Genomic DNA, 21,828 nt, shown 5'->3' with positions numbered 1-21,828 from the left:
ATCGGGGAACAGGGCAAATCAAGCTGACAATGCTCGCGCACTAACGCGGCGCTTTTAACTTAGTCCACCAGGTTCCCGGCCAACGCCTCATCAATCAACGCAACGGTCTCGTCGACACCATAAAGCGCGATAAAACCGCCAAACCGCGGACCCTGACTTGCCCCCAACAACACTTCGTAAAGGGCCGTGAACCAGCCTCGCAGCGGATCGAACCGATCGCGCCCCACGGCATAAACCACAGACTGCAATGCCTCGTCCTCCACCGGCCCATCATAGGCCGCCAGCGCGTCGCGCAACGCGGTAAGCGCTTCACGTTCGGTATCCGTGGGCAAGCGGTAGGTCTTCGCGGGTTTGACGAAGTCATTATAGTACCGCACCGCAAAGCCGACGGCCTGATCCATCCCGGGATGGCTGTCGGGGCCGGTGTCGGGCGCATAGCGATGGATAAAGCCCCACAGGGTCTCTTTCGTCTCAGCCGAACTTACCGATGCAAGGTTCAGCAGCATCGCGAACGGGACAACGAGGTCGCTCTCGGGAACATCGCCGGCGTGGATATGCCAAACCGGATTGTTCAGGCGGGCTTTCTCGTCTTGGCCGACATAGGCGCGCAATTGCTGATGATATTCGTCAACCGCTTTAGGAATTACGTCGAAATACATCCGCTTTGCCGTCTTTGGCTTCTGATACATAAAATACGAGAGGCTTTCGGCGCTGGCATAGGTCAGCCATTCGTCGATGCTGACGCCATTGCCCGAAGACTTCGAAATCTTGTGGCCGTTTTCATCCAGAAAAAGCTCATAGGTGAAATGCTCAGGCTTGCGCTGGCCTAATATCTCGCAAATGCGGTCATAGATCGGCGTGTTAGTGCTGTGATCCTTACCATACATCTCGAAATCAACGCCAAGGGCGGCCCAGCGCGCTCCGAAGTCGGGCTTCCACTGCAGCTTTACCTTGCCACCGGTGACAGGCAGCGTCATCTCTGTGCCATCCTCGTCGTCGAACGTGATTGTCCCTTCGGCCGCGTTGACGGACTTCATCGGCACATACATCACCCGCCCCGTTTCGGGATGGATCGGCAGAAAGATCGAATAGGTCTGCTGACGCTCCTCGCGCAGCGACTTGAGCATGACTTTCATGATTTCATCATACTTTTCCGCAGCCCGTACGAGCACTTCATCAAACTGTCCAGACCGGTAAAAGTCTGTGGCCGAAATGAACTCATACTCAAAGCCGAAAGTGTCGAGGAACCGCCGCAGCATTGCATTGTTATGATGGCCAAAGCTCTCATGGGTGCCGAACGGATCAGGCACAGAGGTCAGCGGCATCTGCAAATACGGCTGCAAGGCCTCAGGGTTGGGGACATTGCCCGGAACTTTGCGCATCCCGTCAAGGTCGTCCGAAAAACAGATCAGCTTGGCCGGGATATCGCTCATTTCCTGAAAGGCCCGCATGACCATCGACGTCCGCGCCACTTCCCCGAAGGTCCCGATATGCGGCAAGCCCGACGGACCATATCCCGTTTCAAACAGAACATACCCCTTCTCCGGCGGCGCTTTTTCATAGCGTTTGAGCACTTTGCGGGCTTCCTCAAAGGGCCATGCTTTGCTCGTCATCGCAGCGTCACGCAAACTCGACATCAGGTATGTCCTAAATTCTTGTGCCGCAGATCATCCGCGGCATCCTCACAAAAGGCCGCGCGCTCCGGCACGGCAGAATCCACGCCCATCCGGCGTGATCCCGCCGCTACCTATTGCGGGCAAGCCATAGCGTCAATATTGAGGAGGTGACAGGTTCGTCGCACAGGATACCCCAATGCCCACTTCCACTTCGCTTTCGCTCACATCTCAGGACGCCCTCGTGGCCTTGATGATCGCTGTTTCGGCCTCGGACGAAGACATTCGGACCGCGGAACTGGTCAAGATCAATTCAACCGTCAACAATCTGCCTGTTTTTGCAGGCTATGACGTTGATCGGTTCAATGTGGTTATGCAGATCGTGTTTGACCTTTTTGAGCAGGAAGACGGGCTTGATGCGCTCTTTGGCCTCATCCGAACCGCCCTGCCCGAACGCCTGTTTGAAACCGCCTATGCCCTGTCGTGCGACGTGGCCGCGGCCGATGGAATGCTCGGGGATGCAGAACTGCGCTTGCTCGAAGAAATCAGGTATGAATTGAACATTGACCGCCTGCATGCGGCAGCTATCGAACGTGGCGCACGCGCCAGACACATGACGGTGTAATACCGGCCCTTCCCGCTGGGAAGTGGCGCAAAAGCCGAAGCGAAAGATTGCCGGTGTGCTTAATGAACATCGGAACTGACTCCTCGGCTATGCAGTATGATATTTCTGCCTCGTGGTCCTCGAATTTCGTTGACCCGACTCACCAAGCACTCCTATAGCACGCGCAGTCGATAAGGCTGACATGGGAGAGAGCGGGTAACTCCGCCGCCGAAGGAGCAACGCCCCGGAAACTCTCAGGCACCACGAACCGTGCCAGCCGCCCCTGCAACGGGAACATCGACAATCTGGAGAGCGGTCAGGCTTAACGCCCCTGATCCACCGACGGAGAAAGCGCAGGCATCTGATCCTGTGTCAAACTCTCAGGTCACGCAACAGATGGGGACGCAATCCGGCATTCCGCCGGGTGTGTCCATGTCATCTGCGTCCCTTGGGAGGAACCCCAATGACCCATATCGCCGTAATCGGCGCCGGTATCACCGGCATCACAACCGCCTACGCTCTGGCCCGCCGTGGCTATGACGTCTCTGTTTTCGATCGCAACCGCTATGCGGCGATGGAAACATCCTTCGCCAATGGCGGCCAACTTTCCGCCTCCAATGCCGAGGTCTGGACCCGCTGGGGGACGATCTTCAAGGGTCTGAAATGGATGATGAAAAAGGATGCGCCCCTGTTGGTGAATCCCAGACCCAGCTGGCATAAAATGTCGTGGATGGCCGAATTCATGGGCAATATCCCCAACTACGAAGCCAACACAATCAAATCCACCGAACTGGCCATCGCGTCGCGCGAACACCTTCTTGAATTTGCAGCAGAGGTCGGTGTCGAGTTCGACATCGAAAAACGTGGCATTTTGCACGTTTATAAAAAGAAATCCGAGTTTGATCACGCGCGTCGCGTCAATGTCATGCTGCAAAAGGGCGGGCTTGAGCGCCAGGAACTGTCCGCAGCTGAAGTCCAAAAGCTGGAACCAGCTTTGAAAACCGAAACCATCGGTGGATTTTACACGCCAACCGATTTCACCGGTGACATTCACCGTTATGCCCGCAAGCTCAGCGAAGGCTGCGAAAAGCTTGGCGTGATCTTTCACTACAAATCCAAGGTCACCGACATCCACCACACGGGCACCGGAATCCGTCTGGACTGGACCTGCAAGGATGGTGACGAGCAGCAGCACTTTGACGGTATCGTTGTGTGCGCAGGCGTCGGCAGCCGGGCCATTGCGGCCGAACTGGGTGACCGCGTGAACATCTATCCGGTCAAGGGGTATTCGATCACCGTCAACCTTGATGACGACGCCAGCCAAGCAGCAGCACCCTGGGTCAGCCTGCTGGATGACGAGGCCAAGGTCGTGACCAGCCGTTTGGGCAAAAACAGGTTCCGTATCGCGGGCACGGCCGAATTCAACGGCTACAACCTCGACATCCGCGACGATCGGGTCAAACCGCTGCGCGATTGGTGCGAAACGTTCTTCCCGGATGTCTCGACCGAGCATTGCGTGCCATGGGCGGGACTGCGACCCATGTTGCCATCAATGATGCCCAAGGTCGGCCCGGGGTCGAAACCCGGCGTCTACTACAACACCGGGCACGGGCATCTGGGCTGGACGCTTTCCGCAGCAACGGCGCAATTGACCGCTGATGTTGTCGATTCAGAAAGAATGCGCAACGCCGCCTGATTGCAGGTCGGCACGGGGTAAGCCAACCTGTCCAGAATTGCCGCTTGTCAGGGCGGCAATTCTACTGGACTCAGATCCGAGTTTGAGCGGGCCGCTGGTATCGCCTCCATGGACGCAATCCACGCGGCGTTACGTGCCGTAGAGCACACCCCACCGCTCAATCAGCTTTTGCTGCATCGTCTTGGCGCGCCGGTTCCAGGGCCGCGCCCCCTTCGGCGCCTCGCGGTTGGCCTTGGACAGCCGCCCCCGCGTTTCCTCATCCGCGGCAAAAATTGCAAAAGCCATGACCGTCCCATCCTGCGCGGTCATATAGCCGCCCAACCCGGACACAAAGTTGAGCGTCCCCGTCTTGGCATCCACCTTGATCGGGTGGCTTTTTGTCGGACGGCCCTGCTGATCACGCATCACCACCGGTTTCAGGATCGGGCGAAGCGTTTCGTTGCTGTGGACTTTGACCAAGGCAGTGACCATGTCATCGGATGTCATCCGGCTGCTGCTGCCCAATCCCGAATGATCCACCAGAGCCATATTGTGCGTTCCCATTGTGGCATTGGCCCAGCGGTTCATCTCCGACGCTGATGCTTTCAGGCTCGGCACCTTGCCGATGCGTTTGGCCGTCGCTGACATGCCGACCATCTCGGCCGTGATATTCGTGGAATACCGAAGCATCCCCTTGAGGATACTGCGCAAATCATCGCTTTGATGGGTTGCCAATGTTGTCCCAGCGGGGGCTACGTCCACAACTTCGGGGTTTTTCAGGACGATACCTTGAGACCGGGCGAGCGTCTGAAAAACATCGCCCGCATACATAGCCGGTTTGCGTACCGGGAGCCAGCGCGCGCCGCCGTTGCCCAACGCCCGTTGGGCCACTGTCCAAGTGTCCACACGGCCGCCATCCGTATAGGTATAAACCGGCAAGCTACGGTTGACGACTTCCATCTTGGACATCGCCACCGCGGGCCGCAGCCGGTCCGAACGCGCATCCATCGTCACACCATACCCGCTGCCCGCGCGACGCCATTCGAAATGGACACGATTGAAATTCAGCGCGATGCCACTGACAGCCGGGCTATAGCCCACGTGATCGGGTTGATCACGATCGATCGTCGGTGTGTACGGCAAGGCGCCTTCGGCGACCCTGAAGTCACCGCGCACCTCCCGAATGCCCTTGTCCTTCAGAGCCTGCGCCAGAGCGGCCAGATCATTTGTACTCAACGTCGGATCACCGCCGCCGACCAACACGAGATCGCCCTGCACCACCCCGCCGGACACGCCGCCCGTCGCGACCAGTCGTGTCTCAAATCGATAAGAGGGCCCGAGCGTATCAAGCGCGTACAACGCGGTCACCGCCTTGGCGACGCTGGCCGGAGGTAGCCCGGTCTTGCTATCGAGCCCTTCGAGGCGCAATCCCGTTTTGGCATCCGCAACCGTGAAACTCACGCGCCCATTCAGTTTGGCAGCAGCGACAATCGCTTCACCGCCACTGACCGTTTTCTTGAAATGGTCCGCCCCGCGCACAACCGGGCGCAGGGAAACGGCCGGTGGCGCTGCGACTACGGCCTGCGCGACAACACTCGCCGTCGCCGCCAAAAACAAACGTCTCGAAATGGTTCTCTTCATACGCGTATCTAAGCGCAGCCGAACCCGACGAACAAGCGGTCAAAACATCACTTTTCGTTGGCGTGGCCCCATAACCCGGATGCGCGGATGGCGCTTGATGACTGCGATGACATGGGCACATTCACGAAACACCAGGCCGGAGCCTCTGCAGTTCCCAGCATTTGGCTGTTCTGGGCCGAAATCCGGTGGGCCGCGTAGAGCCGCGCGGCCTTGCTCAGCCGGGCCGATATCCGATCACCCGGGCGGGCCAGAACACCAACGGGCACAGTATCCATAATCCAGCGCCAGTCTTGCCATTTATGCAGTTGGGCAAGATTATCCGCGCCCATCAGCCACACGAAACGCACACCGGGATAAAGCGGCAACAAAGCGGCCAGCGTTTGCGCGGTGTACCGCGTTCCCAATTCCGCCTCGATGTCCGTCACCTTGACGCGCGGGTGGCGCATGACGCGCCGGGCATGCTCCATCCGATGCTCCAGAGCAGCAGGACCGTTGGCTTTCAGCGGGTTGCCAGGGCTTACCAGCCACCACACCTGACCAAGGCCAAACCGTTTCAACGCCTCGCAGGTGATATGGACATGGCCCGCATGAGCCGGATCAAACGACCCCCCCAGCAGGCCGATGATCTGGCCGGGTCGGGCAATGGGAAAGGCATGGCGCATCAACGACCGTCCGGTTGGGATCAGATTATCACGTCAGGACACAACAGCAGACGCCGCCGATTATCAACCCACCAAACCCACTTCAAAAGGATGCAGGCGTGCCGCCTTTTTACAGGTCCGGCCGATTCCATACCGCACGGACAAGGCTCCAAGGATCATCGCGTCAGTCCGCAGAATGCCATATCGCGCCGTCACGTTTGCTCTGAGTAACTTGGTCTATCTGCTCCAAAGTCGTCCAGTACGATGGCGCGACCAGACAAACAGCAACCCCGCAAAAGCAAAGGTGCGACACGCCATTGCACACGCAAGAGTGCGCCTGTATCTGACGGGAAACCGATCCGCTTTTCCGAAGGAGCCCTCTCATGGCCGCTTATCAGTACGTCTATCATATGTCCGGCGTGTCCAAGACCTATCCGGGCGGAAAAAAGTGTTTTGAAAACATACACCTAAACTTTCTGCCCGGCGTCAAGATCGGCGTTGTGGGCGTCAACGGCGCGGGTAAATCCACGCTGATGAAGATCATGGCGGGGATAGACACTGATTTCACCGGTGAAGCATGGGTCGCCGAGGGGGCCAAAGTCGGCTACCTGCCGCAGGAACCCAAGCTCGATCCGGAGCTGACCGTGCGCGAAAATGTGATGCTGGGCGTGGCCAGGAAAAAGGCCGTGCTGGATCGCTACAACGAGTTGGCGATGAACTACTCCGACGAGACTGCCGACGAGATGGGCAAGCTTCAGGATCAGATCGACGCCGAAAACCTCTGGGACCTCGACAGTCAGATCGATGTGTCGATGGAAGCGCTGCGTTGCCCCCCCGACGATGCCGATGTGACGACACTTTCGGGGGGTGAAGCCCGCCGCGTGGCGTTGTGCAAGCTGCTGCTCGAAGCGCCCGAAATGCTGTTGCTGGACGAACCAACCAACCACCTTGACGCGGAAACCATCGCTTGGCTGCAACAGCACCTGATCGACTACAAGGGTACGATCCTGATCGTCACCCACGACCGCTATTTCCTCGACAGCATCACAAGCTGGATCCTGGAACTGGACCGCGGCAAGGGCGTACCATGGGAAGGCAACTATTCCTCATGGGTCGAACAAAAGGCCAAACGCCTCGCACAGGAAGCCCGCGAAGACAAAAGCCGCCAGAAAACACTGGAACGCGAACTCAAGTGGATGCGTCAGGGGGCCAAGGCCCGTCAGGCGAAATCCAAGGCCCGGATCAACTCCTACAACGACATGCTGGAAACATCCGAGCGCGAGAAACTGGCCTACGCCCAGATCGTCATCCCCAACGGCCAACGGCTGGGCTCCAAGGTGATCGACGTCGAAGGTCTGTCCAAGCACATGGGTGACAAACTGTTGATGGAGAACCTCGACTTCTCCATCCCGCCCGGCGCGATCGTTGGAGTCATTGGACCCAACGGTGCAGGCAAGTCGACGCTGTTCAAAATGATCACCGGTCAGGAAACGCCTGATGCGGGCACCGTCGAAGTCGGTGATACGGTAGAGTTGTCTTATGTCGACCAATCCCGCGATGACCTGAACGCGGATGATAACGTCTGGGAGGCCATCTCGGGCGGAGCCGAACTGATCCAATTGGGGGATGCGGAAGTGAACTCGCGTGCTTATTGCTCGTCCTTCAATTTCAAGGGTGGCGACCAGCAGAAAAAAGTTGGTCTTTTGTCGGGCGGAGAACGCAACCGTGTTCACATGGCGCGACTTCTGAAAGAAGGCGGCAACGTCCTGTTGCTCGATGAGCCGACGAACGATCTGGATGTTGAAACACTGCGCGCCCTCGAAGACGCGCTGGTCGATTTTGGCGGCTGCGCAGTGGTGATCTCCCACGACCGCTTCTTCCTTGACCGGATTTGCACACACATCCTCGCCTTCGAAGGCGACGCCCACGTGGAGTGGTTCGAAGGGAATTTCGAAGACTACGAAGAGGACAAGAAGCGCCGCCTCGGGCCGGATGCGCTGGAACCAAAGCGGATGAAGCACAAGAAATTCGCTCGCTGACACTGGCCGCTTCCAAGGCCCGATCAGGCAGGAGATGAGTATGCGAGCTGGCACAGATGGCCCGCATACTCGCCAAGCGCGAAGCCTGCCCCTGCTGGTTGAACACATAGATCCTTTTGAAGCGCGCTGTTCAAAGGGCGGCCGTTTCAATCACCGCCTCCCTCTTGACCCATAACGCCATTCGGGCATTCTTGTTCTGTAAAAGTAAGGAGCCTCATGTATGGATCGTCGACGTTTTATTGGCCTGAGCGCCGCCGCCACTCTGACCGCAACCACAATGCCGACGCAGGCCGAACTTGCGTTCGACCCAACCCCACAGGAAGTCCGCATCAAAAAGGATTTTGCGCCCGGACAAATCCTCGTGCTGCCGCGCAGCTATTATCTCTATTGGGTGACGGAAGAACGCAAAGCGATCCGCTATGGCGTCGGGGTTGGACGTGCGGGCCTTGAATTCACCGGCCGCGCGACAATTGATGTCAAGAAAGAATGGCCCACCTGGCGCCCGACCGATGAAATGATCGAGCGGAGTCCGGAATTATATGGCCAATTTGCAGGAAATCAGGACATCATGCCCGGCGGGCCGAACAATCCGCTTGGCGCAAGGGCGCTCTATCTGTTCCAGAATGGCGTTGATACCTATTTCCGGATACATGGCACAACACAGCCGAATACGATCGGTACATCCGTCTCAAACGGATGTATCCGAATGTTGAACGAACACGTCGCTGATCTGTATCAGCGCGTACCAATCGGCACCGTCGTTACCGTCTTGTGATCAGAGCAGCACGTACCAGACAAGAAACGGGGGCGCAGCGCACGCAAAGGCGATGCAAAACAGCTGTGCGCCGTGGGTGATCTTGGCAAAGATGCCGTTGCCCATAGATCCCTCGCCATAGCCCATCGCGGCCGACATCACGGCATAGCCATTCCGTTCGTCATCACGCTTGGCTGCTTGAAGGGATAGCATCGCATCATTGTAAATCTGATCTTGGCGCGTTTGTTCATCCAAATGCGGCTGCAGGTTTTCCATGTTGGTCATTCTTGTCTTACTCCCGTCGAGAAGTTACGAAATGGGGCGAGCCATTTAAATGTCTAGAAAAAAAATGAAAAAGGCCAGCCCTGCGGCCAGCCTTTTCCCGAGAGGCCAAAATACGCTTATTGCAGCGCCTTATCCGTGATCGCATGTGTCCATGCCCCTTCGGGTGCCACAGAGATCATACCGCCTTCCATTGTGATTTCTGCCGACCTGTCAAACGCCGATACATCCAATGTCCCATCCGACCCAGCGGTCAGCTTGGCAATTTCACCCATCATGCGTTTCTGGTGTTTTTCGGTCTGTGCGCCAGAAAGATCATTTTCAAGCACGATGTCTGCAGCCTCGTCCGGGTTGGCTTCAGCATATTTCCAACCCTTCATCGAGGCGCGAACAAACCGAACGAGCTTGTCTTCCATCGCCGGATCGGCAAGGTTTTCTTCGGTTGTGTAGAGCCCGTCCTCAAGCGTCGAAATCCCCTCATCCTCGTATTTGAAAATGACAAGATCGTCCGGGGTCAGACCCGCATCAATCACCTGCCAATACTCATTATACGTCATGGTTGTCGCGCATTCGACCTGCTTTTGGAGCAACGGATCGACGTTGAAATTGATCTTTTGAATGGTCACACCACCCTCTGATCCATCCGTTGCAATCCCAAGCTTGCCCATCCAGGAAAACAGTGGGATTTCATTGCCAAAGAACCACGTGCCAAGTGTATGACCCGGGAAATCGGCCGGGCTGTTGATCCCGTGCTCCTTGAGGCAGGTCAGCATGAGGCCCGACGATGCAAACGGTTGTGCAATATTCACGATCGGCGCACCCTTTTCACGTGCTGCCAATGCGGAAGGCACCCAGTCTACCATGACGTCAGCGCCGCCGCCCATCAGCACCTGCACTGGCGCAATATCCGGTCCACCGGGTTTGATGGTAACCTCCAGGTCTTCTTCGGCGTAAAATCCCTTGTCGAGCGCCACGTAGTAGCCCGCAAACTGGGCTTGCGTGACCCACTTGAGCTGCAACGTGATATCATCGGCCGCTTGGGCTGCAACGCCTGCAAGGCCAAAGGCCATGCTGGTGGCAAAGGTTGCTATCGTTTTCATTTGTGTACTCCTTGTTGCTTTTCTTCTTGGTTTTTCTTCGGACGTCATTTTACGTGCGAGCCCGTTGTGATGGATGCCAGAACGTCACGGCGCGTTCAATCAGGGCAACGGCGCCATAAGCGGCGGATCCCACGAGCGCTGCGACAACAATCTCCGCCCAGACAAGGTCAAGCGCAAGCTGCCCCACGGAGGTCGAGATACGAAAGCCCATTCCGCGAATGGGTGAGCCGAAAAATTCAGCAACGATCGCACCGATCAATGCAAGCGTCGTCGCAATCTTGAGGCCGTTGAACACAAACGGCATCGCCATGGGCAAACGCAGTTTCAGCAGCGTCTGCTGCGGTGTCGCAGCGTAGGTTTGCATCAGGTCGCGCTGCATCGCATTCGACGCCTGCAACCCTTGTACCGTGTTTACCAGCATTGGGAAAAATACCATAATGACGACGACAGCCGCCTTGGATTGCCAGTCAAACCCGAACCACATGACCAGAATGGGCGCCATGCCCACCACGGGCAACGCTGCCACGAAATTTCCGACCGGCAGCAATCCGCGCCGAAAGAACGGAAAGCGATCGATGACCAAAGCCGTCAAAAAAGCGCTGCCACAGCCAATGACGTACCCGGTCAGCGCACCCTTGATCACAGTCTGGACGAAATCTTCCCACAGGATGGCCCCCGAGGCTGCAAATCTGACGCCGATTGCCGACGGCGCGGGCAACAGTACGGAAGAGACGTCGAAACCGCGCACAACGCCCTCCCATATCGCAATCAGGGTCAAGCCAAAGATGATCGGCATCGCAAGGCGCACCGGGCCCGTCGGCGGTTGGCGCGACAGCCAGATGTTCAGGCCCCAGCCGATGATCCAGGCAACCATGGCAAAGACGATCCAGCCCATCAGACCATCCCCATCCGCTTGAGAGTGACCCGCTGTACGATCCCGACCAGTGACACCAACAACGCCGCCAACGCAGCCGCCATGATCAAGGCGGACCAGATCTGGATCGTCTGCCCATAATAGCTGCCTGCCAGCAAACGGGCACCCAGCCCTGCCACGGCTCCGGTCGGCAACTCGCCCACGATGGCACCGACCAGACTGGCCGCAACACCCACCTTCAAGGAGGCGAAGAGGAACGGCATCGATGCAGGCAGCCTGAGCCGCCAGAAAGTCTGGGAAGCGCTGGCGTTCCAAGTTCGCATCTGATCAAGTTGCATGACTTCAGGGCTGCGCAACCCTTTGACCATGCCGACGACGACCGGAAAAAACGAAAGATACATTGATATCATCGCCTTGGGCAGCAACCCCGATATCCCGACCGCATTCAGAACAACGATGATCATCGGTGCAAGCGCGAGGATCGGAATGGTCTGGCTGGTGATTACCCATGGCATCACCGAACGATCCATAACCCGATTATAGACGATGCCAACCGCCAAAAGAATGCCTAGCCCTGTTCCCAGAACAAAGCCCAACAAAGTCGCGCTCAACGTAATCCATGAGTGATAAATCAAGGAGCGCTTTGACGTGATGTTCTTTTCGACAGTGGTGTTCCAGATCTCGACAGCGACCTGATGCGGTGCCGGAAGCTTGGGCTTTTCCTGTGACCAGGTATCCGCGACCAGCTCGGAGGTCGTCAGTTCAACACCCGCGCGCGTCGCCTTGTCGTAGGCCCACGGCGCATTCAGCCAGATCGCAGCCAGATACCAAAATCCGAAGATAAAAAGCACGACGGTACAGACGGGCACAAAACTCTTCATCGCATCTGCCCGCGATGCTTCATCTTGCCAGAAAAACTCCCCCCGGAGGGCCGCTCAGTCATCTTGGTGCCCCGCCCGCAATCCCTCGCGGACCCGGTGGGCCACCTCGAGGAACTCCGGGGTTTCCCGAATATCCAAGGGCCGCTCCTTGGGCAGCGGGCTCTCGATCACATCGGTGATGCGCCCGGGACGCGGCGACATCACCACGATCTTCGTGGACAGATAGACAGCCTCGGGGATGGAATGTGTGACAAAAGCAATAGTCTTTTCCGTCCGCGCCCAAAGCTTGAGCAATTGCTCGTTCAGGTGATCCCGCACGATCTCGTCCAAGGCACCGAACGGCTCATCCATCAGCAGGATATCTGCATCAAAGGCAAGCGCCCGGGCGATCGAGGCGCGCTGTTGCATCCCGCCGGACAATTGCCATGGGAATTTGTTCTCGAATCCCGACAACTCAACCAGATCAAGAACACGCTGCATGCGTTCTGTCTGTTCGGGCTTGCTGTATCCCATGATTTCAAGCGGCAGCTTGATGTTTCCACCGATCGTGCGCCACGGGTAAAGCCCGGCCGCCTGAAAAACATACCCGTAAGCGCGCGCCTTGCGGGCGTTCTCGGCCGTGGTTCCGTTTACGGTGATTGTCCCGCCCGTCGGTTGCTCCAGATCCGCCATGCAGCGCAGGAACGTCGTCTTGCCACAGCCGGACGGACCAATAAAGCTGACGAAATCACCTTTTTCGATATCCAGCGAAACATCCTTCAACGCATGCACCGGCCCATCATTTGTTTGAAAGGTCAGGTCGAGATGATGCGCCGAAATGACCGGCGCACCACTTGCATGGGCTGAGGATAAGCCTGGCATCGGAAGTTCGCCGTTTGGCACGTCCTCAAATCCCCGCCGGAATATTCAGAGGGTCACGCTGTATCATTTTCGGAGCCGTCAGGGCTTTCCACTTCGAAAGCGCCTGGGATGCGGATGGGAACGCCGGCCGCGGCACGAACTTGCCCCGACCCGGCGCCGGTTGCGAGTTTTGGCCCCATGCCCAGATAACCTCGCCACGCGACAGGGTGTAGCGGCTCTGTGCCGTTACCTCGAAACCTTCGAACACATTGTAATCCAGAACCGAATGGTGGTTCGCAGGCGATATCGTCTTGGTGATCTTGGGGTCCCATACGACGATATCCGCATCCGCCCCTTCCACAATCGCGCCCTTCTTGGGGTAGATGTTCAGAATTTTCGCCACGTTGGAGGAGGTCGCCGCAACAAATTCATTCGGCGTCAGACGACCTGTTTCGACCCCTTGGGTCCAGAGCACTGCGAGGCGCTCCTCCAGCCCGTTTGAGCCATTGGGAATGATACGGAAATCATCCTTGCCCCGGCGCTTTTGCTCTGTCGAAAAAGCGCAGTGATCTGTTGCAACCACCTGCAAAGACCCCGCCTGCAACCCAGCCCAAAGCCCGTCCTGATGCTCTTTCGAGCGGAACGGAGGCGACATCACGCGCCGGGCCGCATGGTCCCAATCCTTGTTGAAATATTCGGACTCGTCCAGCGTCAGAAACTGGATCAACGGCTCACCATAAACCCGCATGCCCTTTTGGCGGGCACGGCGAATCGCCTCATGGGCCTGTTCGCACGACACGTGCACGATATAAAGCGGCACGCCTGCCGCGTCCGCGATGGTGATGGCGCGGTTGGCAGCCTCGCCCTCGACCTCTGGCGGGCGGGAATAGGCATGGCCTTCCGGGCCGGTGATGCCCTGGTTGAAGTACTTCTCCTGCAAGGCCGCCACGAGATCACCGTTTTCGGCATGGACCATAGGCAGCGCGCCCAGTTCGGCGCAACGCTGGAACGAGGCGAACATCTCGTCATCCTCGACCATGAGCGCGCCCTTGTAGGCCATGAAATGCTTGAACGAGTTGACGCCCATATCGACGGCATCCTTCATCTCGTTGAAGACGTTCTCGTTCCAGCCCGTAATGGCCATGTGATAGCCGACATCCGAGCAGATTTGCGGTGCCGATTTGCGGTGCCATTCGTTGATGGCGTTCTTGATGCTGCCATCGGCACCCGGCAGGCAGAAATCCACGACCATGGTGGTGCCACCAACCGCAGCAGCCCAGGTGCCGGATTCAAATGTTTCCGCAGCAGTTGTGCCCATGAATGGCATTTCCAGATGGGTGTGCGGATCGATGCCACCGGGGATGACATAAGCGCCTTCAGCGTCGATATACTCATCGCCAGACAGGTCTTCGCCGATCTGTTTGATGACTTCACCTTCCACCAGCACATCCGCTTTCCACGTGCGGTCCGCTGTGCAGACCATCCCGCCTTTGATCACCTTGCTCATTTTTCACTCCTTTCGTCGACCAAACGACCTTGGCCAATAACACTTCCGGGGAGGCAGTGTCGGGGGAGACCCCCCTTGTCAGACCGATGCAAAACACCCCATCGCAGGCCCGTGAACACCAATATCCAAGGGTCCTAATTCACTCTCGACGCATAACGAAAAATATCCTGCCACCGGTAAGAAAACGACGCGGTATGTTCCATCAGTATGCGTGACGGTCCAACAACGCTGGCGTATAGCGCCGCTGAAATTCACCACCGTTTCGTGCGGTGGAACAAGTGCTGCCCGAAACGCATCCAATGCAGCTCGGTCCCGTCGACTCTCGCACGGCGCAGCACTCACCTCTTCAGCGATCAACTCCGATATTCGGTAGACGGCATTCAGGTCAGGTTCCAGCACGCCAACCTCGCCACACCGGAAACCGACACGGTTTCCGGCCGTTTTCCGTGTCGGAAAACGCACCCTTCACGACACGATCTCCGCCGTCTCCACGACGGCGTGCATCAAAACATCCGCCCCCGCCATCGCCCATTCCTTGCTGATCTCTTCCGCTTCATTGTGGCTCAGGCCATCAACACATGGACACATCACCATTGCCGTAGGTGCAACCTGATTGATCCAGCACGCATCATGGCCAGCGCCCGATATGATATTCTGGTGGCTATAACCGAGACGCTCCGCTGCCGCGCGAACAGCAGCCACGCACCTTTCATCAAATGCAACCGGGTCAAATCCGCCCACTTTCTCAAACGCGATTTCCATCCCCATGTCATCTGCGATCTTCTGCCCCTCGACCTGCAACCGGGCCTCCATGTCCTGAATGACGTCCAGATTGGGCGACCGGAAATCAACCGTAAACACGACCTTTCCGGGGATCACATTGCGCGAGTTCGGGTAAACATCGATATGGCCCGCAGCGCCCACGGCGTGTGGTGCATGAGACCAGGCGATCTCGTCTACTTTTTCCAAAACCCGGGCCATACCAAGACCCGCATTCTTGCGCATGGGCATCGGTGTAGAGCCTGTATGGCTGTCTTTGCCCGTGATCGTCACTTGCGTCCAACTCAGACCCTGGCCGTGGGTCACCACGCCAATGTCATTTCCCTCAGTTTCAAGGATCGGCCCTTGCTCGATATGCAACTCAAAAAATGCATGCATCTTGCGCGCGCCCACGACTTCCTCACCCCGCCAACCGATCCTGCTCAATTCGTCGCCAAAGGACTTGCCTTCGGCATCGACGCGGTCATAGGCCCAGTCCTGTGTATGGATGCCGGCAAACACGCCCGAAGACAGCATGGCGGGCGCATAGCGCGTGCCCTCTTCGTTGGTGAAATTCGTGACGACGATCGGATGTTTCGTTTTGACATCCAGATCGTTCAAGGTTCGGATGATCTCCAGCCCGCCCAGCACCCCCAAAACACCGTCATATTTTCCACCCGTAGGCTGGGTATCGAGATGGCTGCCGACGTAGACTGGCAGAGCCTCGGGATCCGTGCCTGCGCGCATCGCGAACATATTGCCCATCTGATCCAGACCCATTGTGCAGCCCGCCGATTCGCACCAACTCTGAAAGAGCGCCCGACCCTCGGCGTCCTCATCGGTCAGCGTTTGCCGATTGTTGCCACCAGCCACGCCGGGGCCAATCTTGGCCATTTCCATCAAACTGTCCCACAGGCGGTCCGCGTTGATGCGCAGGTTTTGACCCGGTGCTGCCATAGTACTCCTTCTCGACCATACATTCATGTTGATCGATCACTTTTTGACCAATTGGTAAAGCCACGATTGCCATGCTGTGCATTTCTGTCAAGAACTGGTTTGACCGGAATTGCATGATGTTTGACCATCTGCCTAGACTTGTAGCAGACAACGCCATCGGGGTGACTTGATTTGGCGCAAAGGATCGCCCATGCCGGATGCAAAACCAAAAAAATCCAGTCGCATCCAGCAGCGCAACAGATATCGCATTCTGGACGCGGCATTGGATGTCTTCTCTGCCCACGGCTATCGCGGAGCGACGCTCGATCAGATTGCCGAAGCGGCGGGCCTCTCCAAACCCAATATCCTGTATTATTTCTCGGGTAAGGAAGAAATTCATGTCACATTGCTCAGTCAACTCATGGAAACCTGGCTCGACCCACTGGTGGATATGGATGCATCAGGCGATCCCGTGACCGAGATACTGGCCTATGTTCAACGCAAGCTGGACATGGCACGGGAACTGCCCCGCGAAAGCAGGCTTTTCGCGAACGAGATACTGCAAGGCGCCCCACGGATGCGGCCTCACCTAACAGCAGATCTCAAACCACTTTTCGACGAGAAGTGTGTCGTTATTCAGGAGTGGAGTGACACGGGTAAAATCGCACCCATCGATGCACAACATCTGATCTTCTCAATTTGGGCCACGACGCAGCACTATGCAGATTTTGCAGCACAAATAGATCTTCTGATCGGCCCGAATGTTGAGGCAGCCGATGCCCATCTTCAAGCTTTGTTTTCTAGCATTCTGCGCAAGTAAATGCTGAGTTTAACACGAAATTTACCAAAAGCAGATGACAAAGCTGCATGATGAAAAACGATCCGTCAAACCCGCCAGTGCATCCTTGGATACAACAACTCTTTGGGACCAAGGCAGCGCGCAAAGGTGCCGTGGTGCGACGCTCGACGGCCTGGGTGTACCGCGAAGTCGGACGCGATATTTTTGAAGCAGAAGTCAAAAGGCGCGGCTACCACCTGCTCCAAACAGCAGATCAATACGTAATAATCTGCCACAACGGCCCCGTGCGGATGCTGTTTTGACCGCACAGGCGTCAAGATTTTTCGTACGAAAAATCTCGTGCCCTACTCGGCAGCGGTCGCTGATGGATTGTTGGGGTGCGTTGTCCAATTGGCATATTCGGGCTCGACGACCTTGCCGGTGCGCGGGTCGACGGTACCGGGGCTCATCGCTTCCATCGTGATGCAGTCCTCGACAGGGCAGACATTCACACAGAGGTTACACGCCACACATTCGCCGTCGATCACCTCGAACACACGGTCTTCTGACATGGAGATCGCCTGATGCGAGGTGTCCTCACAGGCGGCAAAGCAACGACCACAAGAAATGCACAGGTCCTGGTTGATCTTGGCTTTTGCAACGTAGTTGAGGTTCAGGTACTGCCAATCCGTGACGTTGGGTATAGCCGCACCGCGGAACTGGCTGATGTCGGAATATCCCTTCTCATCCATCCATTCCGACAAGCCGCTGATCATCTCCTGCACGATCTTGAATCCATAGGTCATCGCGGCGGTACAGACCTGCACATTGCCGCAGCCCAAAGTGATGAATTCAGCGGCATCACGCCATGTGGTGATTCCGCCAATACCTGAAATGGCGATCCCCCGGGTGTCGGCACCGCGCGCGATCTCTGACACCATCGACATCGCGATGGGTTTGACCGCAGGACCGCAATAACCTCCATGTGACCCCTTGCCGTCAATCGATGGTTCAGGCGACATGCTGTCCAGATTGACGCTTGTTATGGAATTGATCGTATTGATCAGGCTAACCGCGTCGGCACCACCGGCCTTGGCCGCTGCGGCCGGTTTGCGGATATCGGTGATGTTGGGTGTCAGTTTTACGATCACTGGCTTGGAGTAGTATTGCTTGCACCATCGTGTCACCATTTCGATGTATTCCGGAACCTGCCCGACAGCAGCCCCCATGCCGCGTTCGCTCATACCATGCGGGCAGCCGAAATTAAGCTCGATCCCGTCCGCGCCCGTCTCCTCGACCAGCGGCAGAATCGCTTTCCAGGCAGCCTCTTCGCACGGGACCATGATCGACACGATGACGGCCCGATCGGGATAGTCCGCTTTGACGCGCTTGATCTCTTCCAGATTGGTGTACAGATCGCGATCCGTGATCAGTTCGATGTTGTTGAGGCCCAGCAACCGCCGGTCCGCCCCATAAATTGCGCCGTAGCGCGGACCATTCACGTTGACAACGGGGGGGCCTTCGGAGCCCAGCGTTTTCCAGACGACGCCACCCCATCCGGCTTCAAAGGCCCGGCGAACGTTGTATTCCTTGTCCGTCGGTGGCGCGGAGGCCAACCAGAACGGATTTGGGCTTTTGATACCCACGAAGTCACTTTGAAGGTTGGCCATTCTTTGTCCCTCTTATTCCTGTCTGGATCCAGCAAGACCCGAAATCCGCATTTCTGGCTTTAGAAACTGTCCCGGTCGCCAGACCAACGCACTGCCGTGTCATCCCACAAGGCTGGCGTGAATATCCATGGCCGCATCGCGCCCTTCGGCAACAGCCGTCACGGTCAGATCATCACCGCCCATCGCACAATCTCCGCCCGCCCAAACTCCGTCAACAGACGTCCGGCCTGCGCCGGTCACTGCAATCTTACCGTGCTCAAGTGCTGGCAGATCATCGCCGACCAATGTTTGTCCGATCGCGCGCAAAACTTGATCTGCCGGCACCCGGACCATCTGGCCGGTGCCGCTCATGTCCGCGTTTACATATTCGAACTCGATCTCGCGCACCGCACCGTTGCCATGAACGGCGACCGGGACGACATGGGTCATGATGCGGACACCCTTGGATGCCGCCAAATCCTGTTCAAACCTGCTGGCATTCATCCGGTCCCGCCCGCGGCGATAGGCAAGTGTCACGTTCAGCGCGCCCAGCAGCTTTGACTGAACAGCTGCATCCACCGCCGTCATTCCGCCCCCGATCACGACCACGTCGCGCCCTACGGGCAAGGCCGCCAAATCATCGGCCTGACGCAAATCAGAAATAAAATCAACCGCATCGAGAACACCCGACTTATCGCTGCCTTCAACATCGAGGCCGTTCACGCCCCCCAGACCCATGGCCAGAAACACAGCGTCAAACGTGTCTTTCAGCCCGGCCATCTCGATCTCTGCACCCAATGCCTTGCCGTGCTCGATCGTGATTCCACCAATCTGCAACAGCCAGTCCACTTCGGCCTGTGCAAATCCTTCGGGTGTTTTATAGGCTGCAATGCCGTATTCGTTCAGGCCACCGGGCTTTGGCCGCGCATCATAGACAGTCACCTCATGCCCCAGCATGGCCAGACGGTGCGCACAGCTCAACCCTGCCGGGCCCGCCCCGACCACCGCCACCGTCTTGCCTGTAGCCTCGGCACGCACGAACGGGTGCACGTTCTGAGCCTGCAAATGGTCAGTCGCATAGCGCTGCAACTGGCCGATCAGCACGGGTTTGCCTTCGGCTGCTTCGCGCACGCAGGCTTCTTCGCAAAGCGTTTCGGTTGGACACACACGCGCGCACATGCCGCCCATGATATTCTGGCTGAGTATCGTCTTGGCTGCGGCGTCCGGCGTTCCTGTCGCAATCTGCCGAATGAACAACGGGATGTCGATGTCGGTCGGGCAGGCCGTTATGCAAGGTGCGTCATGGCAAAAATAGCACCGGTCCGCCGCAACAAGTGCTTCGTGAGGGTCCAGCGCAGGGTGAAGGTCAGAAAAGTTGCTGGAATATTCTTCGGCGTCCAAACGGCCCGCCGTCACACCCGGGGAGAAAGGAGATTGCGTCATGACCGCTCCATCGCATCAACATTTCAAAAAACGGTCACACAGGTTGAATTTTTTATCAACTGGTAAAAATTCAATTCGCAGACAGTTTTTTGCATTTGCTCAAAGAAGCGACACTTCGCCAATCACGCGAATGGCAGCAAAGAATACTTGCAAAATTTCTGGATCGCATTCTAACTAAAATCGCTAAATCATTAACGACCCACTGCTCCTATCGGCTCAGTCACTCGATCTAATGACCAAGCCAAGCTGCCGCATAACGCGGGCAGAACGATTAGGAGACACGACTATGGCCAGCGGCACAGTCAAATGGTTCAATACGACAAAAGGCTACGGCTTCATTGCACCTGAAGATGGTGGAAAAGACATTTTTGTGCACATTTCAGCAGTAGAACGGTCCGGCCTTACAGGTCTTGCGGACAATCAAAAAGTCACATTTGATCTGGAATCAGGTCGCGATGGCCGCGAAAGCGCCGTGAACATCGCACTGGCGTAACCCGCCACCTTCACGATCCGTATTCGGGCGCCTTTGGCGCCCGTTTCCGTTTGGGCTTATGGCCCGTTCCAGTCGACATCGCTGGCCTCACTGATCCTTAACCGTCCGTCTGGCCATGGCCGCATCAGCGCCTTGGCGGCATCCAGATCATCACCCATCCACACCTTGAGCGCATGAAGCTCCAGCAAAACGCCCATGCGATGATGAATTTCCGCGACATCGGCGTTTGGCGCGCATGTGACGGCAGCCACCTGCGGCACCTCAATCCCACCCGGTGCCGTCCAAATATCCGTGATCGCCGCAAAAAAGAGGAAGGCCTGCGCCCTGGGCGCAATACGCCACGCTGTCTTGCGCCGTTTCTCGCCCGTCCATTCATACCAGCCGTTCACTGGAATGACCGCGCGCCCCACCCCTTCAAAGGCAGACTTGTCGAACACCGTTTCGGATCGTGCGTTGATGATCTGCTCCATCACAGGGCGACCGCGGGCGTTAACGCGGCCCACCGGAACGATACCCCACCGCATATGTCGCAATGAACCGTCGTAAACCACGACGTTCTGACCCGGTGCAATGTTGCGGCGGGCAGGCTCATCGGAAAGCGATCCCAAAGGCGCATCAAGGGTTGCACCCACCTCCGATATCGGGCTCTCCAGAAAGAACCGACCGGGCATTACCGGACCGCGGCGACCAGGTCGGCAGCATGCGGTCCGATCGCCTCGACAATGCGGCTGACACCCGTTGCATTGGGGTGGATACCATCGGCCTGCATGAACGGGCGCGCCTCGGCCGGATCAAGGCCCGGCCCACCTAGCCCTGCGAAAAAACTGTCGAGGTAGAGCACATCAAATTCGGCGGCCAGTTCGGGATACATCGCGTCAAAGGTGGCTTTGTACTCCGGCCCGTAATTGCCCGGTGCTTCCATGCCGATCAAAAGCACAGGCACGTCGGCCTCACGTGCCGCCTGCAAAATGCCTTCCAGATTGGCACGGCTGACAGCAGGATCGAGGCCCCGCAGCAAATCATTGCCCCCCAGGGCCACGATCATCGCATCAACGTCCGGCGTCAGCGTCCAGGCCACCCGGGACAGCCCGCCGGCCGTGGTATCCCCGGACACGCCGGCGTTGATCATCGTCACATCCTGACCTTGCGCCGCCAGCCAGGCTTCGAGTTGTGGCACGAATCCATCTTCGGCCGGCAACCCGTATCCTTGGGTCAAACTATCCCCCAATGCGGCGATCGTGACCTCTTGCGCCCAGGACATCCCCGCCCAGAAAACCAAGACAATCGCACCTACTACCTTGCCCATGATGATCTGACCT

General features: G+C 57.4%; 21 protein-coding genes and 2 riboswitches. Of the genes, 7 read left to right on the top strand and 14 right to left on the bottom strand.

Translation table 11 applies throughout. The annotated features are described in order from the left end of the window. Window positions 1–59 precede the first annotated feature (59 nt). Complete coding sequence (locus LC354_RS10145; protein WP_223423471.1) at window positions 60–1,637, bottom strand: lysine--tRNA ligase; 1,578 nt, start codon at window positions 1,635–1,637, stop codon at window positions 60–62. 175 nt (window positions 1,638–1,812) lie between these two features. Here LC354_RS10145 and LC354_RS10140 point away from each other — a divergent pair, with 175 nt between their 5' ends. Both LC354_RS10140 and LC354_RS10135 read left to right on the top strand, forming a co-directional pair. Further along, window positions 1,813–2,238 carry a tellurite resistance TerB family protein gene (locus tag LC354_RS10140; protein WP_223423470.1) on the top strand — a complete coding sequence of 142 codons (426 nt, stop codon included), beginning with the start codon at window positions 1,813–1,815 and terminating at the stop codon, window positions 2,236–2,238. 172 nt (window positions 2,239–2,410) lie between these two features. Next, window positions 2,411–2,498, top strand: a riboswitch (glycine riboswitch). A 14-nt stretch (window positions 2,499–2,512) separates the two neighbouring features. Then, window positions 2,513–2,623: riboswitch (glycine riboswitch) on the top strand. Window positions 2,624–2,680: 57 nt separating this feature from the next. Beyond that, window positions 2,681–3,913, top strand: coding sequence for a D-amino acid dehydrogenase (locus LC354_RS10135; RefSeq protein WP_223423468.1), 1,233 nt, complete (start codon window positions 2,681–2,683; stop codon window positions 3,911–3,913). A gap of 129 nt (window positions 3,914–4,042) precedes the next feature. Here LC354_RS10135 and dacB read toward each other — a convergent pair whose 3' ends face one another. Next, window positions 4,043–5,533 carry a D-alanyl-D-alanine carboxypeptidase/D-alanyl-D-alanine endopeptidase gene (gene dacB, locus LC354_RS10130; RefSeq protein WP_223423466.1) on the bottom strand — a complete coding sequence of 497 codons (1,491 nt, stop codon included), beginning with the start codon at window positions 5,531–5,533 and terminating at the stop codon, window positions 4,043–4,045. Between the two features lie 47 nt (window positions 5,534–5,580). Further along, the gene (locus LC354_RS10125; RefSeq protein WP_223423464.1) at window positions 5,581–6,195 is read right to left on the bottom strand and encodes a nicotinate-nucleotide adenylyltransferase; all 615 of its coding nucleotides are present in this window, start codon (window positions 6,193–6,195) and stop codon (window positions 5,581–5,583) included. A 362-nt stretch (window positions 6,196–6,557) separates the two neighbouring features. Here LC354_RS10125 and ettA point away from each other — a divergent pair, with 362 nt between their 5' ends. Next, on the top strand, window positions 6,558–8,213 hold the full coding sequence (gene ettA / locus LC354_RS10120) for an energy-dependent translational throttle protein EttA (protein ID WP_223423462.1): 1,656 nt from the start codon (window positions 6,558–6,560) through the stop codon (window positions 8,211–8,213). Between the two features lie 220 nt (window positions 8,214–8,433). Then, window positions 8,434–8,988, top strand: a complete 555-nt coding sequence (locus LC354_RS10115) for a L,D-transpeptidase (protein WP_399203323.1) — start codon at window positions 8,434–8,436, stop codon at window positions 8,986–8,988. Here LC354_RS10115 and LC354_RS10110 read toward each other — a convergent pair whose 3' ends face one another. The 7 genes from LC354_RS10110 to LC354_RS10080 form a co-directional block, all read right to left on the bottom strand. Continuing rightward, the gene (locus LC354_RS10110; protein WP_223423461.1) at window positions 8,989–9,243 is read right to left on the bottom strand and encodes a hypothetical protein; all 255 of its coding nucleotides are present in this window, start codon (window positions 9,241–9,243) and stop codon (window positions 8,989–8,991) included. 125 nt (window positions 9,244–9,368) lie between these two features. After that, on the bottom strand, window positions 9,369–10,349 hold the full coding sequence (locus LC354_RS10105) for an ABC transporter substrate-binding protein (protein WP_223423459.1): 981 nt from the start codon (window positions 10,347–10,349) through the stop codon (window positions 9,369–9,371). A gap of 49 nt (window positions 10,350–10,398) precedes the next feature. Continuing rightward, the gene (locus tag LC354_RS10100; RefSeq protein ID WP_223423457.1) at window positions 10,399–11,244 is read right to left on the bottom strand and encodes an ABC transporter permease; all 846 of its coding nucleotides are present in this window, start codon (window positions 11,242–11,244) and stop codon (window positions 10,399–10,401) included. Further along, window positions 11,244–12,104: an ABC transporter permease gene (locus tag LC354_RS10095; protein ID WP_223423456.1), complete on the bottom strand. Its 861-nt coding sequence runs from the start codon at window positions 12,102–12,104 to the stop codon at window positions 11,244–11,246. Before LC354_RS10095 ends, LC354_RS10100 begins: the two co-directional genes overlap by 1 nt. Before the next feature lie 54 nt (window positions 12,105–12,158). After that, entirely contained in the window at window positions 12,159–12,965 is an 807-nt protein-coding gene (locus LC354_RS10090) for an ABC transporter ATP-binding protein (RefSeq protein ID WP_223423454.1), read from the bottom strand. A gap of 25 nt (window positions 12,966–12,990) precedes the next feature. Continuing rightward, window positions 12,991–14,451: a dihydropyrimidinase gene (gene hydA / locus LC354_RS10085; RefSeq protein ID WP_223423453.1), complete on the bottom strand. Its 1,461-nt coding sequence runs from the start codon at window positions 14,449–14,451 to the stop codon at window positions 12,991–12,993. A 465-nt stretch (window positions 14,452–14,916) separates the two neighbouring features. Then, window positions 14,917–16,167: a Zn-dependent hydrolase gene (locus LC354_RS10080; RefSeq protein WP_223423451.1), complete on the bottom strand. Its 1,251-nt coding sequence runs from the start codon at window positions 16,165–16,167 to the stop codon at window positions 14,917–14,919. A gap of 190 nt (window positions 16,168–16,357) precedes the next feature. On the opposite strand from LC354_RS10080, the gene LC354_RS10075 reads away from it, so the two are divergent. Beyond that, window positions 16,358–16,966 carry a TetR family transcriptional regulator C-terminal domain-containing protein gene (locus LC354_RS10075; RefSeq protein ID WP_223423449.1) on the top strand — a complete coding sequence of 203 codons (609 nt, stop codon included), beginning with the start codon at window positions 16,358–16,360 and terminating at the stop codon, window positions 16,964–16,966. Between the two features lie 47 nt (window positions 16,967–17,013). Then, window positions 17,014–17,247, top strand: a complete 234-nt coding sequence (locus LC354_RS10070; RefSeq protein ID WP_223423448.1) for an N-(5'-phosphoribosyl)anthranilate isomerase — start codon at window positions 17,014–17,016, stop codon at window positions 17,245–17,247. A gap of 42 nt (window positions 17,248–17,289) precedes the next feature. On the opposite strand, the gene preA is transcribed toward LC354_RS10070, so the two are convergent. Together preA and LC354_RS10060 are read right to left on the bottom strand one after the other, a co-directional pair. Beyond that, complete coding sequence (gene preA / locus LC354_RS10065; protein WP_223423446.1) at window positions 17,290–18,594, bottom strand: NAD-dependent dihydropyrimidine dehydrogenase subunit PreA; 1,305 nt, start codon at window positions 18,592–18,594, stop codon at window positions 17,290–17,292. A 99-nt stretch (window positions 18,595–18,693) separates the two neighbouring features. Next, window positions 18,694–20,016: an NAD(P)-dependent oxidoreductase gene (locus LC354_RS10060; protein ID WP_223423444.1), complete on the bottom strand. Its 1,323-nt coding sequence runs from the start codon at window positions 20,014–20,016 to the stop codon at window positions 18,694–18,696. Window positions 20,017–20,302: 286 nt separating this feature from the next. On the opposite strand from LC354_RS10060, the gene LC354_RS10055 reads away from it, so the two are divergent. Further along, window positions 20,303–20,509 (top strand): cold-shock protein, encoded by a 207-nt coding sequence (locus LC354_RS10055; protein WP_223423443.1) that lies wholly within the window; start codon window positions 20,303–20,305, stop codon window positions 20,507–20,509. A 56-nt stretch (window positions 20,510–20,565) separates the two neighbouring features. On the opposite strand, the gene LC354_RS10050 is transcribed toward LC354_RS10055, so the two are convergent. Beyond that, the gene (locus LC354_RS10050) at window positions 20,566–21,180 is read right to left on the bottom strand and encodes an SOS response-associated peptidase (RefSeq protein ID WP_223423441.1); all 615 of its coding nucleotides are present in this window, start codon (window positions 21,178–21,180) and stop codon (window positions 20,566–20,568) included. Beyond that, window positions 21,180–21,815 (bottom strand): arylesterase, encoded by a 636-nt coding sequence (locus LC354_RS10045; protein WP_223423440.1) that lies wholly within the window; start codon window positions 21,813–21,815, stop codon window positions 21,180–21,182. The genes LC354_RS10050 and LC354_RS10045 overlap by 1 nt, the downstream gene beginning before the upstream one ends. Window positions 21,816–21,828 lie beyond the last annotated feature (13 nt).

The organism is Tateyamaria pelophila (genome assembly GCF_019966495.1).
Lineage (GTDB): Bacteria > Pseudomonadota > Alphaproteobacteria > Rhodobacterales > Rhodobacteraceae > Tateyamaria > Tateyamaria pelophila.
The sequence above is the reverse complement of the archived record's forward strand: the minus strand, read 5'-3'. Positions and strand labels throughout refer to the sequence as shown.

Bases quoted from the DNA above. Each gene is read 5' to 3' on its own strand.
- LC354_RS10145 (WP_223423471.1), bottom strand. From the start codon at position 1,637: ATGTCGAGTTTGCGTGACGCTGCGATGACGAGCAAAGCATGGCCCTTT.
- LC354_RS10140 (WP_223423470.1), top strand. From the start codon at position 1,813: ATGCCCACTTCCACTTCGCTTTCGCTCACATCTCAGGACGCCCTCGTG.
- LC354_RS10135 (WP_223423468.1), top strand. From the start codon at position 2,681: ATGACCCATATCGCCGTAATCGGCGCCGGTATCACCGGCATCACAACC.
- dacB (WP_223423466.1), bottom strand. From the start codon at position 5,533: ATGAAGAGAACCATTTCGAGACGTTTGTTTTTGGCGGCGACGGCGAGT.
- LC354_RS10125 (WP_223423464.1), bottom strand. From the start codon at position 6,195: ATGCGCCATGCCTTTCCCATTGCCCGACCCGGCCAGATCATCGGCCTG.
- ettA (WP_223423462.1), top strand. From the start codon at position 6,558: ATGGCCGCTTATCAGTACGTCTATCATATGTCCGGCGTGTCCAAGACC.
- LC354_RS10115 (WP_399203323.1), top strand. From the start codon at position 8,434: ATGGATCGTCGACGTTTTATTGGCCTGAGCGCCGCCGCCACTCTGACC.
- LC354_RS10110 (WP_223423461.1), bottom strand. From the start codon at position 9,243: ATGGAAAACCTGCAGCCGCATTTGGATGAACAAACGCGCCAAGATCAG.
- LC354_RS10105 (WP_223423459.1), bottom strand. From the start codon at position 10,349: ATGAAAACGATAGCAACCTTTGCCACCAGCATGGCCTTTGGCCTTGCA.
- LC354_RS10100 (WP_223423457.1), bottom strand. From the start codon at position 11,244: ATGGGCTGGATCGTCTTTGCCATGGTTGCCTGGATCATCGGCTGGGGC.
- LC354_RS10095 (WP_223423456.1), bottom strand. From the start codon at position 12,104: ATGAAGAGTTTTGTGCCCGTCTGTACCGTCGTGCTTTTTATCTTCGGA.
- LC354_RS10090 (WP_223423454.1), bottom strand. From the start codon at position 12,965: ATGCCAGGCTTATCCTCAGCCCATGCAAGTGGTGCGCCGGTCATTTCG.
- hydA (WP_223423453.1), bottom strand. From the start codon at position 14,451: ATGAGCAAGGTGATCAAAGGCGGGATGGTCTGCACAGCGGACCGCACG.
- LC354_RS10080 (WP_223423451.1), bottom strand. From the start codon at position 16,167: ATGGCAGCACCGGGTCAAAACCTGCGCATCAACGCGGACCGCCTGTGG.
- LC354_RS10075 (WP_223423449.1), top strand. From the start codon at position 16,358: ATGCCGGATGCAAAACCAAAAAAATCCAGTCGCATCCAGCAGCGCAAC.
- LC354_RS10070 (WP_223423448.1), top strand. From the start codon at position 17,014: ATGATGAAAAACGATCCGTCAAACCCGCCAGTGCATCCTTGGATACAA.
- preA (WP_223423446.1), bottom strand. From the start codon at position 18,594: ATGGCCAACCTTCAAAGTGACTTCGTGGGTATCAAAAGCCCAAATCCG.
- LC354_RS10060 (WP_223423444.1), bottom strand. From the start codon at position 20,016: ATGACGCAATCTCCTTTCTCCCCGGGTGTGACGGCGGGCCGTTTGGAC.
- LC354_RS10055 (WP_223423443.1), top strand. From the start codon at position 20,303: ATGGCCAGCGGCACAGTCAAATGGTTCAATACGACAAAAGGCTACGGC.
- LC354_RS10050 (WP_223423441.1), bottom strand. From the start codon at position 21,180: ATGCCCGGTCGGTTCTTTCTGGAGAGCCCGATATCGGAGGTGGGTGCA.
- LC354_RS10045 (WP_223423440.1), bottom strand. From the start codon at position 21,815: ATGGGCAAGGTAGTAGGTGCGATTGTCTTGGTTTTCTGGGCGGGGATG.